This window comes from Mesorhizobium sp. M1A.F.Ca.IN.022.07.1.1, from assembly GCF_003997575.1.
GTDB lineage: Bacteria > Pseudomonadota > Alphaproteobacteria > Rhizobiales > Rhizobiaceae > Mesorhizobium.
Genome location: NZ_RZST01000035.1, coordinates 1 through 15,194, shown reverse-complemented (window position 1 = coordinate 15,194; position 15,194 = coordinate 1). Strand labels below are relative to the sequence as shown.

16 protein-coding genes are annotated in these 15,194 nt (G+C 63.8%); 8 read left to right on the top strand and 8 right to left on the bottom strand.

Translation table 11 applies throughout. The annotated features are described in order from the left end of the window. Window positions 1-29: 29 nt before the first annotated feature. From EOA75_RS06900 to EOA75_RS06880, 5 genes are all read right to left on the bottom strand, one after another. Complete coding sequence (locus EOA75_RS06900; RefSeq protein ID WP_127323923.1) at window positions 30-923, bottom strand: carbohydrate ABC transporter permease; 894 nt, start codon at window positions 921-923, stop codon at window positions 30-32. 1 nt (window position 924) lies between these two features. Next, window positions 925-1,863, bottom strand: coding sequence for a sugar ABC transporter permease (locus EOA75_RS06895; protein ID WP_095801403.1), 939 nt, complete (start codon window positions 1,861-1,863; stop codon window positions 925-927). 107 nt (window positions 1,864-1,970) lie between these two features. Then, window positions 1,971-3,296, bottom strand: a complete 1,326-nt coding sequence (locus EOA75_RS06890) for an ABC transporter substrate-binding protein (RefSeq protein WP_127214326.1) — start codon at window positions 3,294-3,296, stop codon at window positions 1,971-1,973. A gap of 36 nt (window positions 3,297-3,332) precedes the next feature. Further along, window positions 3,333-4,412: a sn-glycerol-3-phosphate ABC transporter ATP-binding protein UgpC gene (gene ugpC, locus EOA75_RS06885; protein ID WP_067001190.1), complete on the bottom strand. Its 1,080-nt coding sequence runs from the start codon at window positions 4,410-4,412 to the stop codon at window positions 3,333-3,335. Between the two features lie 469 nt (window positions 4,413-4,881). Further along, window positions 4,882-5,481, bottom strand: a complete 600-nt coding sequence (locus EOA75_RS06880; RefSeq protein WP_127214330.1) for a DUF922 domain-containing protein — start codon at window positions 5,479-5,481, stop codon at window positions 4,882-4,884. A gap of 164 nt (window positions 5,482-5,645) precedes the next feature. Between EOA75_RS06880 and EOA75_RS06875 the strand changes: the two genes are divergently transcribed. The 5 genes from EOA75_RS06875 to EOA75_RS06855 all read left to right on the top strand — a co-directional run bounded on the left by EOA75_RS06875 (window position 5,646) and on the right by EOA75_RS06855 (window position 10,830). Further along, a complete protein-coding gene (locus tag EOA75_RS06875) occupies window positions 5,646-5,879 on the top strand; it encodes a hypothetical protein (protein WP_067001193.1) in 234 nt (77 codons plus the stop codon). A gap of 258 nt (window positions 5,880-6,137) precedes the next feature. Beyond that, window positions 6,138-7,232: an NAD(P)/FAD-dependent oxidoreductase gene (locus EOA75_RS06870; protein WP_127323922.1), complete on the top strand. Its 1,095-nt coding sequence runs from the start codon at window positions 6,138-6,140 to the stop codon at window positions 7,230-7,232. Window positions 7,233-7,466: 234 nt separating this feature from the next. Continuing rightward, entirely contained in the window at window positions 7,467-8,096 is a 630-nt protein-coding gene (locus EOA75_RS06865; RefSeq protein WP_095801398.1) for a glutathione S-transferase family protein, read from the top strand. A 143-nt stretch (window positions 8,097-8,239) separates the two neighbouring features. Continuing rightward, window positions 8,240-9,283 carry a hypothetical protein gene (locus EOA75_RS06860; RefSeq protein WP_127242167.1) on the top strand — a complete coding sequence of 348 codons (1,044 nt, stop codon included), beginning with the start codon at window positions 8,240-8,242 and terminating at the stop codon, window positions 9,281-9,283. After that, entirely contained in the window at window positions 9,274-10,830 is a 1,557-nt protein-coding gene (locus EOA75_RS06855; protein ID WP_127323921.1) for a CoF synthetase, read from the top strand. The genes EOA75_RS06860 and EOA75_RS06855 overlap by 10 nt, the downstream gene beginning before the upstream one ends. A 132-nt stretch (window positions 10,831-10,962) precedes the next feature. On the opposite strand, the gene EOA75_RS06850 is transcribed toward EOA75_RS06855, so the two are convergent. Continuing rightward, window positions 10,963-11,919, bottom strand: coding sequence for an arginine deiminase family protein (locus EOA75_RS06850; RefSeq protein WP_127323920.1), 957 nt, complete (start codon window positions 11,917-11,919; stop codon window positions 10,963-10,965). A gap of 217 nt (window positions 11,920-12,136) precedes the next feature. Here EOA75_RS06850 and EOA75_RS06845 point away from each other — a divergent pair, with 217 nt between their 5' ends. Next, complete coding sequence (locus EOA75_RS06845) at window positions 12,137-12,364, top strand: hypothetical protein (protein ID WP_127323919.1); 228 nt, start codon at window positions 12,137-12,139, stop codon at window positions 12,362-12,364. A 48-nt stretch (window positions 12,365-12,412) separates the two neighbouring features. Here the strand turns inward: EOA75_RS06845 and EOA75_RS06840 are convergent, their stop codons facing one another. Together EOA75_RS06840 and EOA75_RS06835 are read right to left on the bottom strand one after the other, a co-directional pair. Continuing rightward, window positions 12,413-13,420, bottom strand: coding sequence for an aldo/keto reductase (locus EOA75_RS06840; RefSeq protein WP_127323918.1), 1,008 nt, complete (start codon window positions 13,418-13,420; stop codon window positions 12,413-12,415). 71 nt (window positions 13,421-13,491) lie between these two features. After that, entirely contained in the window at window positions 13,492-13,989 is a 498-nt protein-coding gene (locus EOA75_RS06835; protein WP_127323917.1) for an N-acetyltransferase, read from the bottom strand. A gap of 326 nt (window positions 13,990-14,315) precedes the next feature. On the opposite strand from EOA75_RS06835, the gene EOA75_RS06830 reads away from it, so the two are divergent. Both EOA75_RS06830 and EOA75_RS06825 read left to right on the top strand, forming a co-directional pair. Then, the gene (locus EOA75_RS06830; RefSeq protein ID WP_067322499.1) at window positions 14,316-14,540 is read left to right on the top strand and encodes a hypothetical protein; all 225 of its coding nucleotides are present in this window, start codon (window positions 14,316-14,318) and stop codon (window positions 14,538-14,540) included. 239 nt (window positions 14,541-14,779) lie between these two features. Next, a partial coding sequence (locus EOA75_RS06825; protein WP_281058521.1) for a DNA polymerase ligase N-terminal domain-containing protein occupies window positions 14,780-15,194 on the top strand: 415 nt, incomplete at its 3' end.

Here is a 15,194-nt window from a genome sequence, read left to right as displayed (position 1 = left end):
TGCAATGGCCATGACCGCCAAAGCGGACGCTATTCCTTCACCGCGCCCGTCATCGAGGAGACGTAGTGCTCGACGAAGAACGAATAAAGCACCACCACCGGCAGCGAGCCGATCAGCGCGCCCGCCATCAGCGCTCCCCATTCGTAGACGTCTGAGCGGACGAGCTCGGTGAGCACGCCGACTGGCACCGTCTTCTTCTCCGACGACTGGATGAAGGTCAGCGCGTAGATGAATTCGTTCCAGGACAGCGTGAAGGCGAATATGCCGGCCGAGATCAGGCCCGGCACCGAAAGCGGCAGCACGATCTTGGTCAGGATCTGCCAGCGGGTGGCGCCGTCGATAAGCGCGCATTCCTCCAATTCGAAGGGGATCGAACGGAAGTAGCCCATCAACAGCCAGGTGCAGAACGGGATCAGGAAGGTCGGGTAGGTGAGGATCAGCGCGAAGGGCGTGTCGTAGAGACCGAGGTTGAACACCATCACCGACAGCGGGATGAACAGGATCGAGGGCGGCACCAGATAGGCGAGGAAGACGGCAAGGCCGACTTGGCGGGCGCCGGAGAACCGCAGCCGCTCGATCGCATAGGCGGCGAGCACCGCAGCCGCCAGCGACAGGAAGGTGGCCGCCGTCGATATGATCACCGTGTTGAGCAGCCAGCCGGGATAGGAGGTCTCCAGGAGCAAATAGCGTATGTGCTCCAGCGTCGGATGCACGACCCAGAACGGATTGTAGTTCACAGAATCCGTCATCTCGACATTGGGCTTAACCGCCGTGATCGTCATCCAATAGAATGGAAACAGCAGCACGATGAGAAACACCAGCAGCGGCAGATAGACCGTGACCACCCGGCGCGGCAGGCTCTGCAGGTAGCCCATGCCGCCTTCGTCGGTGTCCAGGCGCTCGACTTCTCTGATCGCGGCCATATCAGTCTCCGCCGCCTTGCTGCCACCTGCGCCGTTGCAGGCCGAAATAGCTGAACAGGATCGCCGCCAGCAGGAAGGGGATCATGGCGACCGCGATTGCCGCGCCTTCGCCGAGCTGGCCGCCGGCAATGCCGCGCTGGAAGGACAAGGTCGCCATCAGGTGGGTGGCGTTCACCGGCCCGCCGCGGGTCAGCACATAGATCAGCTGGAAATCGGTGAAGGTGAAGAGCACCGAGAAGGTCATGGTGATGGCGATGATGGGCGTCAAAAGCGGCAGCGTCACATGGCGAAACAACTGCCAGCGGCTGGCGCCGTCCAGCGTGGCGGCTTCATAGAGCGACTGCGGGATGGTCTGCAGGCCGGCAAGCAGCGTGATGGCGACGAACGGGATGCCGCGCCAGACATTGGCCGCGATGACGGAAGCGCGCGCGTTGGTCGGATCGCCAAGGAAGTTGATGCGGTGGTCGATCAGCCCCATCTGCTGCAGCGCCCAGGACAGGATCGAGAACTGCGAATCGTAGATCCACCAGAAGGCGATGGCCGACAGCACCGTAGGCACCACCCAGGGCAGCAGCACCACCGCGCGGAAGAACGACTTGAAGGGCAGCTTCTCGTTGAGGATGAGAGCCAGCCAGAGGCCGAGCACGAATTTCAGGATCGAAGCGCTGACCGTGTAGAGCACGGTGTTGAAGACCGACAGCCAGAACACGCTGTCGCTCCAGAGATATTCATAGTTCTCGACACCGATATAGATGCCGGGCCGGCCGATGCGTGTGTCGGTGAAGCCAAGCCAGACGCCGAGTCCCAGCGGATAGGTGAGAAAGACCAGGAGCAGCGCCGCCGCCGGCAGCATGAAGCCGAGACCAAGAGTGTTCCGGCTCTCGGCAAGTCGCGAAAGCATCGACGGACGCCGCTGAACGGCAACGGATGACACGGCCATGGGCGCGGATTCCTCGCAACATGCGGTGGAGTGGTGGTGGCCGCGTGGTCCTTCCGTGCCCCGGAAGATCCCGACGCGGCCACCCTTGCTTCAGGTGCCCGGCAGGATCAGACGCGATAATAGCGGTTGGCGCGCTTTTCGGCCTCTTCCATCGCCTCTTGCGGCGTCGCCTGTCCCGTCACCGCCTTGGCGAACATGTCGACCAGCACATAATCGGCCATGGTCGCGGCCGAGGCATAGCCGAGCGGCCCGGCATAGCCGTTGGGTCGCAGCGTCGCCGAAGCTTTCGCGTAAGCGGCATTGTTCGGGTCGGCCTTCCACACCGGATTGTTGTCGAAAGCCTTCAGCGTCTGGCAGCAATAGCCGGCCGACGACGTGATCCAGTCCGACATCTGCGGGTCCTCGAACATGAACTGCAGATAGGCTTTGGCCGCATTGGGGTAGGGCGTGTAGTTGAAGATGACGGCCGTGGTCACCTGGAACAGCTCGACCGATTTCCCGACCGGACCGATCGGCAGATTGGTGGTGCGGATGTCCTTGGCTATCTCGGCCAGCTTCGGGTCGTTGTCCTTGTTGACCTTGGCGGTGTTGTAGGCCGAGATGCCGTTGGCGATCACGCTTATTTCGCCGGCCAGGAAGGCGCGGTTGTTGTTGACGTCGAGCCAGCTTTCCGTGCCGGGGATGAAGGTCTTGTAGAGCTCCTGCGCATACTGGATCGCCTTCAGCGTCTCGGGGCTGTTGATCGTCACCTTGCCGGCTTCGTCGACCATCTGGCCGCCATGGCTCCATAGCAGCCAATGCGCATAGTTGTTGCCGTCGCCGACGCCGTGGCCATGGGTGAACCCGGCGGGATGGCCCTTTGCCTTCAGCGCCTTGCACAGGTCGAGGAAACCCGCCGTGTCCTTCGGGAATTCCGAGAAGCCGGCCTCCTTCACCCAGCTTTCGCGATAGACGATGGCGTTGCCGATGGTGGCGAGCGGCAGGCCGAGGAACTTGCCCTCGCGCGTCGCATACTGCTTCGGGCCGTCGTGCCAGCCGCCATACTTCTTGCCGAGATGGTCGCCGAGTTCGGTCACGTCGAGCAGCTTGTCGGGATATTGGTGTGGGTCATCGAACCAGACGAACATCAGGTCGGGACCGGAGCCGACATTGGCGGCGACGGCCGCCTTGGGCCGGATGTCTTCCCAGCTCTCCTTGTCGACGCGCACCTCCACGCCGGTCGCCTCGGTGAACCGCTTCGTATTCTTCAGCCATTGGTCCTCGTCGCCCTGCACGAAAGGCGACCAGCGCAGCAGCCGGAGCTTGGCGCCTTCCTCCGGCTTGTAGGTGAGGCCCTCCTGGGCGAAGGCGCTCGAGCCGACGAAGCGGCTGCCCAAGGCCCCGGCGGCCGCGCCGGCGGTCGTGCGGATCACGTCGCGTCTGGTGAACTTCATGCTCGTCTCCTCCTGTGGGTTTCCTCGTTGCGTGGTCTATGGCGCCGCTTCGATCCGCTGGCCCGTTTCGCCGTGAAACAGATGAATGGGGCCGGGTTCCACCGACAGCCGGATGGTTTCTCCCGGCGCGAAGGAATGGCGTTCGCGGAAATTGGCGACGATATCCTCTCCGCCGGCCGTCCGTCCGATGATCTGCACTTCCGAGCCGGTCGGCTCGATCACCACCACGGTGACCGGAATGCCGTCCTCGGCCAGCCGCAGATGCTCGGGCCGAACGCCGAGCACGACGGCTTCGCCGTTGCCGATCGCGGGTGGTTTCGACAGAGGCACGGAGACGCCACCCGCGCCCCGGAACGACGACGGCGCGCCGTCATTGGCGAATGTGCCCTTGAGCAGGTTCATGGCCGGCGAGCCGATGAAGCTCGCGACGAAGAGGTTGTTCGGCCGGTCGTAGAGCTCGAGCGGCGGCCCGATTTGCTCGACGAGGCCGTCATGCATGACGACGATCTTGTCGGCCATGGTCATGGCCTCGATCTGATCGTGCGTGACATAGATCGTCGTCGTCTTCAGCCGCTGGTGCAGTTCCTTGATCTCGGCGCGCATCTGGACCCTCAGCTTGGCGTCAAGATTGCTGAGCGGCTCGTCGAACAAAAACACCTGCGGATTGCGCACGATCGCCCGGCCCATGGCGACGCGCTGCCGCTGGCCGCCCGAAAGCTGGCGCGGATAACGCGACAGAAGCGGCACCAGCCCGAGGATCTCGGCCGCCCGCTTCACCCCGGCATCGCTCTCCGCCTTGGCCACTCCCTTCAGCATGAGCGAGAACGCCATGTTCTCGGCAACGGTCATGTGCGGATAGAGCGCGTAGTTCTGGAAGACCATGGCCACGTCGCGCTCCTTCGGCGCAACATCGTTGACGACACGGCTGCCGATCGAAATATGGCCGCGGGAGATTTTTTCCAGCCCGGCAATCATCCGCAGAAGCGTCGATTTTCCGCATCCCGACGGCCCGACCAGCGTGACGAACTCGCCGTCCTCTATGTCGACGCTGACGCCGTGCAGGATCTGGGTGGCTCCGAACGACTTGTAGACATCGCCAATCGCGACAGACGCCATCGAACTCCTCCCGATGGTCCCTGCGGGTTTCGCGGGGAGCCGTTTCCAATCAAGGTGTGGCTGAAACGGATGCCGGCAAGCATCCACCACTGGCGTCGGCGACGTTTGCCCCAGCTCCCCCCGGGTCACGCGACTGTGAAACGGTAGCGCTACCAAACCCGCCTGTAAAGCTGCGGCGCATGCCCTTAGACTTTCGTCTCAAAGGACAAATGAGCCAAGCCTGCCGTGAGCTAAGTCAATCCAGGGCCGTGCCGCGTGGCCGCCGATCAGTCGGTGAAGAGCGCTGAATGCGCATTAGCAAGTACTAAGGTGTAGATTTCAACCTAGCCGAGAAAGAGCCGACAGTGCCCGTTTCCGCGCAGACGGGATTGGCAGCTGTCCCATTCGAGATGCGGTAATGCTGATAGCGGTGCTTCCGGTGTGGCCCTGCTGCCACCGCGGGAAGGGCGCGGCCGCTCCTTGGCCGTGTTCACCCGCCGATCAGAAACGCCGCAATCAGCTTCTGCAAGTTCCCGCCCGGACCGAACTCGACCTTGTCGAAGTCGCCGCTGGCCCGGCGCTGCGCCTTGGAAAGCTGGTCGAGATAATTCGTCAGCTCCGCCCTGATCTTGGTGCAGCCGGGGTCGTCGGCAACGGTGAGGCCGGTGCTGAAGGCGACGATCTTGTCCACCATGTCGACGATGCCGGCGCCGTGGACCTTCTCGTGTGCGGCGAGGCCGGCGGCAAACGCGTCCCACCGCGCCTGCACGGCGGGGGCAAGTTTTGCGGCGGGCTTCGGCAACGTGTAGGTGATGATCAGCTTCGGGCGAGCGGTCTTCAGCACGCAGGCGTCGCCTTCAGTCTGATAATCGCGCTGCCAGGTCAGCTTGAAGTTGGTCTGCGCGATTGCCCGCCGCCCGTTGCCGGCCGAGTCCCTGCCGATCACAGGGCCTTTCTCGCCGATCGAGACATAGAGCGCCTCCACGCTCTGTCCTGAGATCGCATAGGTCTCGACCTTCTCGCTCGGCTTCCATTGGGCGAGGGCGGGTGAGGAGAGGAGCAGGGCGGAAAGCAGCAAGACGGATTTCATGAGGACTCGGCAGAATTCCGGGACGAGCCTCCGTGCATAGCGGTTGTCGGGGCAAGAGCAAAGACCGCGCGGCGCTTTCTCCCACAAGGCGGAGACAACGCCGTCGGAACCCGCTCCACCCGTCCGCCGTTTCCTTGTCATCGTTCCGCCCCAGGGAGACAAGGATGACCCGCAACGAGATCATTTCCGTTCTTGGCCCTGTCGACGAGGCCGTCATCGCCGACGTCGCGCTCACCGGCGCCAGCCTCGAGGAATTGCGCGAGGCCTTCGCCTGGATCGGCGCCGACGAGGCGCTGATGAACGAGGGTCGCGCGATGCCGGGCGCCAGGGTAGCGCGGCTGATCGAGATTCTCGAACCGCCCGAGGACGAGGCCGAAGCGCCGAGCGGGACGGAGTAGAGCGCGGTCCTGATCTCGCCTCTCGACGGCCCTCGACGGGGAGATGGCCGCGAAGCCGCCTGAGGGGTCCTCTCACGCAGATAGCGACGTTGTATTCCTCCGCGCAACGCGCCGGCACTTCACGCGCAGCGATCCCTCCATCGCCGTCGGCGGCAGATATTTCGCTCGGTGCACCCCCGCAAGGCCAGGTGATTTCCCCTACTTGCTCCTCCGACACCTCGGGCATAGCTTCTTCTCGCCTTGGGGGAGGAGGCTGCCTTGGATACCAATGTCGTCATTGTCGGCGCGGGACCGGCGGGGCTGGCTGTCGGGGCCTGCCTGAAGCGGGCCGGAGTCGATTTCATCATCCTCGAAAAGGCGAGCGAGCTGGCGCCGGCCTGGCGGCGGCATTACCGGCGGCTGCACCTACACACGGTGAAGTCCTTCTCGTCACTGCCTTTCCTGCCGTTCCCGAAAAGCCACCCACGCTACGTTCCGCGTGAAAAAGTGGTCGCCTATCTCGATGCCTATGCCGCGCGTTTCAGCCTGGAGCCGCGCTTCGGCGTCACGGTGAAATCGATCCGCCGGGCGGGCGAAAAAATCGTGGTCGAGACCGATGCCGGCCCTTTCAACGCCCGCAAGATCGTCATCGCCACCGGCAACAACGCAGAGCCGATAACGCCGGCCTTTGCCGGCATCGAAACCTTCAAGGGAGAGGTGCTGCACAGCGCCGCCTACACCGAGGCCACGCCCTATACGGCCAAGAACGTGCTGGTCGTCGGCATGGGCAACACCGGCGCAGAGATCGCGCTCGATCTTGCCGAGAGCGGCGCGCATCCGACGATCTCGGTGCGCAAGGGCGTCCACATCGTGCCGCGCCAGCTCTTCGGCGTGCCGATCCAGATGGTCGGCATCGCCAGCCGGCCGATGCCGCGGGCGCTGAACGACTGGATGTTCCCGAAAATCCTCGACCTTGCGCTGGGCAGGCTGGAGCGATACGGCATCGTCAGGCCGAAGGAAGGAATCCTCAAGCAGATCGACGCCGGCCGCATTCCGGTCATCGATGTCGGAACTGTAGCAGCGATCAAGGCGGGCACGATCGGCATTCTCCCCGATATCGTCCGCTTCACCGAGGACGGCGCAACATTCGCCGGCGGGCAGGAGCAAAACTTCGACGCCGTAATCTTCGCCACGGGCTACCGTCCTGGCTATCACGGCATCCTGCCGGCGGAGCTGCGGCCGGGGAAGAGTGGAGTGAATCCACGCGCGACGGCGCTGGGTGTCTACCTCGTCGGCTTCTACAATCCGGTCACCGGCCTGCTGCGCGAGATCGGCATCGAGGCGCAGGCGGTGGCGAGGGATATCGCGGGGTGAGGCGTGGCGGAACTGCCGATCTCCCCCTTGAGGGGGAGATGGTCGGAAGACCAGAGGGGTCGCAGCGCCTTACGCGGTCCGCCACGAACACGACGCTGACGATTTACGGGAGACGACCCCCTCTGTCGCCTTCGGCGACATCTCCCCCTCAAGGGAGGAAATCAAGGCGCATAAATCGGGTGGCGCCCGCGCGCGCCCCATGCGAAGCCAGCCTGGCCAAGGAGGGACGCACCCATGCTCACGCTCTACGATTATCTGCCCTCGCAAAATGCCTGGAAGGTTCGTGTCCTGCTTGGCCTGCTCGGCATCGCTTATGAAACCCGGATCGTCTCGATCTTCGAGGGCGAGAGCCGTACGGAGGCCTTCCTGAAGCTCAATCCGGCCGGCGCCGTTCCCGTGCTCGCCGTGGAGAATGGGGCGGCGATCGCCGAATCCAACGCCATCCTCGCTTGCGTCGCGGAGGGGACGCCCTACCTGCCGGCGGACCGGCTCACGCGCGCCAAGGCCATGCAGTGGCTGTTCTTCGAGCAGTACTATGTCGAGCCGGTCATCGGCTCGCTGCGCTTCTGGTCGCTGACCGGGCGGCTGGACCGCAATCAGCCGATGGTGGCCGGCAAGCGTGAGGCGGGCGCCCGCGCGCTTGGCGCTCTCGAGCGCAGCCTGCAGGACACCCCGTTCCTTGTCGGCGGCTCGCTCACCATCGCCGACATCGCCGTCTATGCCTACGGCCATCGCGCCGAGGATTGCGGCTTTTCGCTTGCCGACTATCCGGCGGTCAGCGCCTGGATCGATCGGGTGAGCGGGACGATCGGCTCAGGCTATCCCGTGCATCCCTACAGCATCGACCCGCATTCGGGCGGTTGATGGGCACGAAACGGGGTGCCGCTTCTCAGGCGCTGCCCCGGAATGATGTAGGGTGTTTAAAAAGTATTCATTAGCCATTTGAACTTACCGTCTCGTATTGTTTGTTTGCTATTGCCTGGTCGAAATTGGCGGAGCGCAATAGCGTGCAGGAAGACGACGCGAAGTCATCGGAACAATGGCGGAAGATTGCCCGCTATGCGGTGAGCTGCCCCAGCCCGCACAACACGCAGCCTTTCCGGCTCCGTATCCTAAACGATCGCGAGGCGGAGATCGTGTTCCTGCCGCGGCGTGGACTTTATGTGGCCGACCCGGAGGGTCGCTTCACTTGGCTCACCGCTGGCATCTTTGCCGAGATATGTTCAATCGCAGCGCATGGCCTGGGCTTCGAGCTCGACTGCGCAACCGACTTCTCTCCGATGTACAAGGGTGGCGACACCCAGACGCCCCAGGTCATATCGAGGCTGACGCTGCGCCCGGCGATCGCGCCGATTGCGGATTTCGATCCCCGGCTGATCCTCGACCGCCACACCTCCCGGCTTCCCTATGACGGTCGCGCGATCCCGCAGACGCTGCTTGGCGAGATGCAGGCCGAAGCCCTTCGAACCGGCCATCGCTTCGAGGCGCGCAACGACGCCGAGGCGATCGACTGGGTGATCGAGCTCAATCGCCAGGCGCTTTTCCACGACATGGAGAACGTGCCCATCCGCAAGGAACTGGTGCGGTGGCTGCGTTTCGGCACGCGCGAGGAAGACATCACCGGCGACGGCCTCTCGGCGCGCTGCCTCGGCTTCTCGGCGTTTCTGCTCAAAAGCTTCTTCACCAGGCCTGGCTTCTGGACCCTGCCCGGCATCAAGAGCCTCGTGGGCCTCATCTACGGCCGCAGCATGAAGGGCGTCGGCACCATCGGCTGGCTGCGCGGTCCTTACGTCACCATGGAGGACTGGTTTCGTGCCGGCACGACCATGTTCCGGCTGTGGCTCATCGTTACTCGCCATGGCTATTACTGGCAGCCTTATGGCTCGGTCATCACCTCAGACGAGGCGCGCACCAACATGATCGGCTATTTCAGGATGCCGGACGAAAAAGGAGGCGCCGACATGGTCTGGCTGCTGCTCCGGCTGGGCAAGAGCCAGCCGCCGCCGCTGAGCTACCGGCTCCCCTACGAGGACATCATCCTATGCGGCTGATCAAGCGGGCGGTACGGCCCTTCTTCCTTGCGCTTGTCGCGCTGGTCAACGTCGTCGAGCGGGCATTCGCGTCTTCGCGGCATGCTTACAAGATATTGCTCATTCCCGGCTTCGAGCGGCTGCGCTGGGGCATCGGCGCGTGGCGCGCCTGGGCGAATTTCTATCATGCCTACAGGCGGGTTCCGGCCTATCGAGACTATATCGACCGGCTCGGCGGCAAGCCCGAGATCATGCTCGATCATGTGACGAAGCCCGACCTCAGTTCGATTCCGGAGATGGACAAGGAATCCTACGTCAAGGAATATCCGCAGGAGGAACGTCTGCTGGATGGCAAGCTGCCGTCGATGGGCGTGATGGTCGACGAGTCCTCCGGCAGCAGTGGCATGCCGACCAGCTGGGTGCGCGGCAAGACCGAGCGGATGATCACCAAGCAGATGATGCAGATGACGTTCCTGCGCATCACCGGCGAGGACGAGACCCTGTTCATCCTCAATGCGTTCGCGCTCGGCGCGTGGGCGACAGGCATGAATGTGGCGATCTCGCTGACCGACACGACAATCCTGAAATCGACGGGGCCGAACCTCGATAAGATCGTCAACACCATAAACGAGTTCGGGCCGCGCTTCCGCTATGTTGTGATGGGCTATCCGCCGTTCCTGAAGACGCTGGTCGACGACCCGCGCTTGGACTGGTCGAAATATACCATCGATGCGGCCTTCGGCGGCGAAGGCGTCTCGGAGAGCCTCCGTGGCTATCTCTTGAAGAAATTCCGGCGTGTGATCGGCAGCTACGGCGCCTCCGATCTTGAGGTCAACCTGGCGCTCGAAAGCGAACTCACCATCAACCTGCGCCGCGCGCTGCTCGGCGACGAGCGGCTGCGCAAGGCCATCGTGCGGACGGAATACGGCGTCACGCCGATGATCTTCCAGTACAATCCGCTGGCCTACTACCTGGAGGAGAACGCCAGGGGCGAATTGGTGGCAACCATTTCTCGGCCTTACAACATCTCGCCCAAGATCCGCTATAACATCCACGATCGCGGCCACGTGCTGCGCTTCAGCGAGTTGAAGCGCATCCTGCGCGAAGCCGGGCATAGCAACATTTTGAAGAACAGCGGCCGTATCCTCGACCTGCCTCTTTTGTTCATCTACGGCCGCTCCGATATGTCGATCGAGTATTACGGAGCCAAGGTCACGCCGGACAGCCTGCGAGAGATCCTGTTCGGCCTCGACGTGCTGGCGCCGGTACTGTCGACTTTTCGCCTCATTTCCTACGAAGACGCCGCGCACAACAAGCGCATGGAGGTGGCGGTCGAACTGGTGGAGGGCGCGACGCTGCCGTTTCCCGCCGAGATGTTGCAGGAGACGGTGTTCGAGAAGCTGGCCGCCATGAACGGCGATTTTCTCAACGCCTGGAAGCGGACGGCCACTGCCGACAACATGCCCGAGCTCAGGGTGTTCGCCTTCAACACCGGACCGTTCGAAGGCGGCCAACGCCGACTCAAGAACGAGTACGTCGCCTCGAACATCAAATACGACAAGCTTTGAGAGCCTGGCAGTCGTCGCCGGGCAGCTGTCTCGGCTGCCGGGTTCGTCGAAGCCGCACAGCGGTTTCATCGGCAAAGGACAAAACAGACGTTGCGAGCCGCGCGATGATTCAAGGTCCGAGCCGCGCCGGCGTCAGCAGTAAAGCGGCCTCGTCAGGCAGTGCACACCGCCGGTGGCCTTGGCGATCTCGGTGCCCTTGACTCGCTCGATGGTCACGCCTGCCGCCTGCTCCAGCGTTGCCTTGAGTTCTGCCGGCATGTCGAACGCGAGGTAGCGGCGGTTGCCCAGCGGCAGCAGGTTGCAGCGTTCATGGGCGATGGCGTCGGCCTTGTCGCAGCGCACGATTGAGCAACCGAGCGCTTCGGCATAGGCGAGCGGATTGACGGGGTTGAGCCGCCGGTTCTCATCGATCAGGAAGCCGGCGCCGAACATGCCCGCGGCGGCCAGGATCACCTTGTTGGGCAGCACGGTGAAGCCGGTGTCGAGATGCAGCAACGCCGGATCGTGCGAGAGGCCGATGATGTAGTCGACATGGTCGGGGATGAGATCGAGCGCAAGTTTGATAGCTGCCGCCTTGGTCGTCCTGACGCCGAAGCCGACGAGCAGCACGCGGCGCCCGTCGAACGTCACCGGAAGGACGTCGCCGCCTTCAAGATATTCGTCGTTCTCCAGATGCGTGAGCGGGGCCATGCCGAGCCGCTTCAGCGCATGGCTGACGATCCCGGCCTCGGCAGCCCGGCTGGGCAGAGCAGGGCGTGTGGGTATGAATTTCGCCGGCGCCCAAGGCAGGGTCACTGAACTGTCGCGCATGAAGATCAGATTGGGGTTGACGGATGACTCGGATCGGTACGGCACGTGATCGCCGAGCACGTCCTCGAGGTAGAGCGTCTCGACATGGTTTGCGACCAACGCGGCGAAGGCATCGTACTCGGCATAGAATTCCTCGACATGCGGCAGGTCGAGGAAGTTCAATTCGACCAGCCGCTCCTGCGATAGTGCCCTCAGCGATGAGCCATGCCGCGGATGGTGCATCAGGATGCGTCGCGGCGGGACATGGTACTCGGAAAAATCGTCGACGAGGGCGTGCACGTGAAACCTCTGGTTGCCTCGCGCGGAGGTTAGGGCCGATATCCTCACAAAAGGTTAGATTGGACGCCAGCATGCGGGCGTGTGACTCCCGAGATCACGGCTGAGCCGGAACAGAAGGCCCGGGAGGGCGTTTGCCCAAGGCAGTGTGCTGTTCCGTCGACGAACGGCGCCGGCAGCTCCGGCCTGCTTTCCAGCAAACCGACAATGGAGGCCAGGAATGGTTCGCACCGTCGCTATCGCTATCCTCGCTACCGGCATTGCCAGCCTGCCTGCTATCGCGGCCGAGGAATGGTGGGTCGCCAGGGACGCCGTTTCGAAACAATGCGAGATCGTGCCGAAGAAGCCCGACGGAACGCTTGTCGTCGATCTGGGCAAGAAGAGATACGCCAGCGAGGCCGAGGCCAAGAAGGCGATGGCGGCGCTGGCGGATTGCAATAAGCAGTAGGATCGACCGAGTTGATCTCCCCCTCGAGGAGGGAGATTAGCTGAATGCCTACCGATCCACCATCGACATCGTCCGCTCGTTATAGCGCGGCCCCGATACCTTCTCAGGCGTCAGCGCCATGTCGAGCCCCAGCATCTCGGTGGCGTCGAGCTTGATGTCGGCGGCGGCGACATTCTCCTCCAGATAGGTCTGTCGCCTGGTGCCGGGGATCGGCACGATGTCGATGCCGAATTCCGGCCCCTTGGCCAGCAGCCAGGCGAGCGCCACCTGGCCGGGCTTGACCCCCTTGGCGACGGCGATCTCGCGGACCGTGGAGGCCGCGGCGACATTGGCGTCGAAATTTTCGCCCTGATAGCGCGGGTCGCCGCGCCGGAAATCGCCTTCGGGATAGTCTTCCGCCCGCTTGACGTCGCCGGCGAGAAAACCGCGGCCGAGCGGCGCGAACGGCACCAGGCCGATGCCCAATTCTGCAAGCGCCGGGATGATCTCGGGCTCGAGGTTGCGCTCCCACAGCGAATATTCGCTCTGCAGCGCCGAGACCGGGTGCACGGCATGGGCGCGGCGGATGTTGGAAACCCCCGCCTCCGACAGGCCGAAGAAGCGCACCTTGCCCTCCGCAACCAGCTCGCCGACTGCGCCCGCGACATCCTCCATCGGCACATCAGGATCGACGCGGTGCTGGTAGAGCAGGTCGATGCGGTCGGTCGCGAGCCGCATGAGCGAAGCCTCGACCACGTCGCGGATATGCTCCGGCCGGCTGTCGCGCCCGGTGCCATCCTGCTTGCCGTCGACGATGCGGAAGCCGAATTTTGTCGCGATCGTCACCTCGTCGCGCCGGCCCTTCAGCGCGCGTCCAAGCAGCTCCTCGTTGATGAAAGGCCCGTAGACCTCGGCCGTGTCGAGGAAGGTGCAGCCAAGCTCGATCGCCCGGTGGATCGTCGCGATCGACTCCGCTTCGTCGGCCGGGCCGTAGGATTGGCTCATGCCCATGCAGCCGAGGCCGATGGCCGACACGACGAGCCCCTGGCTGCCGAGTTTCTGCTTGCCGAGGCTCATTCATCTGTCTCCGGTAAGAAATTAGCACCCGCGAAATTATAATGCCGGGACGCGATGCGTCCAGCGCGGCCTCAAGCCATCGGCAGCATTCGGCGCATGATCAGCGAGGCATGGCCGCCGACGCCATGTGCGGTCGGCCGGCGCTCGACCACCTCGAAGCCGTGCTTGCGGTAGAAGGCGATCGCCCGCTCATTGCCCTCGATCACCTCCAGGGCGATGCTTGGAATGCCGGCATGGGCCGCAAGCACCGCGTGCAAGAGGTCGACGGCGAGGCCGCTGCCGAACTCTTCCGGCTCGATATGCAGCCGGTCGAGCATGACATCGCCCCTCTCGTCCATCGCTGCCATCGCATAGCCGGCGATCGAGCCGTCGGTCCGCTCGGCCACGAACGACATCTTGTTGTCGTCGGCGAGCTCTTCGGCGAGCTTGTCGGGCGCATGTTTTTCGTCGGAGAGCCGGGCCACGGTTTCCTCACCCATGATCGGCGAATAGGTCCGCCGCCAGGATCCTCCCAGCAGCCGCGAGACGGCTGGCAGATCGTTCTTCGTCATCGCCCGGATGTGAGACATGTGCTTCCCTCGTTGCACTCCAAGATAGGGCGCGGCGCTCGCGACAGCCAATCTACCCCTTGTTGTGGTGGGAGATGCCCGGCAGGCAGAGGGGGCGCTGTCCCGCCGACGCATCGTAGTTTTTTGTTCGGAAATCCATAGCAACAAAGCGGTGGCCCTTATTGGCTCAAACGCCTCGTTCCTTCCGGTGCCTCTCTGGTCTGGCCTGCCGGCCGTCTCGCCCGCTTGACGGGAGCTTGGCGCTCCGTCGCCCCGCCAAATTGACTCGCCCCCCGCTCTCATTCATCCTTAGAGACTGTTCAGCGCCAGCGTCTACAGAGTGAGCCATGGCCAGTCCCGTCGCCAGAGAAAAATCCCGCCGCGCCGCGGTGAAGAAGGCGCTCGACCGCCACAAGGTCTACGTCACCGCGCAGAGCTTTTCCGGCGGCACCTACAGCGCCCGCGTGCTGGTCGACGGCGAGGCCTATTGGGTCGACGAATTCCGGCTGAGCCAGCTGCGGCAGGGTCTGACGCCGGCCGAGCTGGAATTGACGCCGGCGACCGACGATTGAGTGGAGTGCCTTCGTCATCCCAGGGCGGAGCAGGAGCGAAGCGACGTCGCGGAGACCCTGGGATCCATGCCGTGACCTGGACGCGTCACGACGGTCCAAGTTCTGCTCGGCTGCACTCGGCGGTAAAGGTCACGGCATGGATCCTCGGGTCAAGCCCGAGGATGACGATCGCGCGGGCTCGGGGGCGCGAAGGATCGCGGCCCTTGCCACTGTCGGCTACGCGCTTCGGCACTTAACCCATGCCAGCTCCCCAACTCAAAACCTACCGCGCCAAGCGCGAATTCTCCCGCACCCCTGAACCCGCGGGCGGGCCGGAGGTCGGCGGCGGCAATCGCTTCGTCATCCACAAGCACCACGCCACCGCCGATCACTACGATCTGCGCCTCGAAGTCGGCGGCGTGCTGAAGAGCTGGGCGGTGCCGCGCGGGCCCTCGCTCAATCCGGCCGACAAGCGCCTCGCGGTCGAGACCGAGGATCATCCGATCGAATATATCGACTTCGAGGGCGTCATCCCCGAGGGCGAGTATGGCGGCGGGCCGATGATCGTCTGGGACACCGGCACCTGGGCGCCGATGGAGGATGTCGAAAAGAGCCTGCGCACCGGCGCCTTCAAGTTCCGCCTCGCCGGCCAGAAGCTCAATGGCGGCTGGATGC

Coding starts and splice junctions, on each gene's coding strand:
- EOA75_RS06900 (WP_127323923.1), bottom strand. CDS start 923: ATGGCCGCGATCAGAGAAGTCGAGCGCCTGGACACCGACGAAGGCGGC.
- EOA75_RS06895 (WP_095801403.1), bottom strand. CDS start 1,863: ATGGCCGTGTCATCCGTTGCCGTTCAGCGGCGTCCGTCGATGCTTTCG.
- EOA75_RS06890 (WP_127214326.1), bottom strand. CDS start 3,296: ATGAAGTTCACCAGACGCGACGTGATCCGCACGACCGCCGGCGCGGCC.
- ugpC (WP_067001190.1), bottom strand. CDS start 4,412: ATGGCGTCTGTCGCGATTGGCGATGTCTACAAGTCGTTCGGAGCCACC.
- EOA75_RS06880 (WP_127214330.1), bottom strand. CDS start 5,481: ATGAAATCCGTCTTGCTGCTTTCCGCCCTGCTCCTCTCCTCACCCGCC.
- EOA75_RS06875 (WP_067001193.1), top strand. CDS start 5,646: ATGACCCGCAACGAGATCATTTCCGTTCTTGGCCCTGTCGACGAGGCC.
- EOA75_RS06865 (WP_095801398.1), top strand. CDS start 7,467: ATGCTCACGCTCTACGATTATCTGCCCTCGCAAAATGCCTGGAAGGTT.
- EOA75_RS06855 (WP_127323921.1), top strand. CDS start 9,274: ATGCGGCTGATCAAGCGGGCGGTACGGCCCTTCTTCCTTGCGCTTGTC.
- EOA75_RS06845 (WP_127323919.1), top strand. CDS start 12,137: ATGGTTCGCACCGTCGCTATCGCTATCCTCGCTACCGGCATTGCCAGC.
- EOA75_RS06840 (WP_127323918.1), bottom strand. CDS start 13,420: ATGAGCCTCGGCAAGCAGAAACTCGGCAGCCAGGGGCTCGTCGTGTCG.
- EOA75_RS06835 (WP_127323917.1), bottom strand. CDS start 13,989: ATGTCTCACATCCGGGCGATGACGAAGAACGATCTGCCAGCCGTCTCG.
- EOA75_RS06830 (WP_067322499.1), top strand. CDS start 14,316: ATGGCCAGTCCCGTCGCCAGAGAAAAATCCCGCCGCGCCGCGGTGAAG.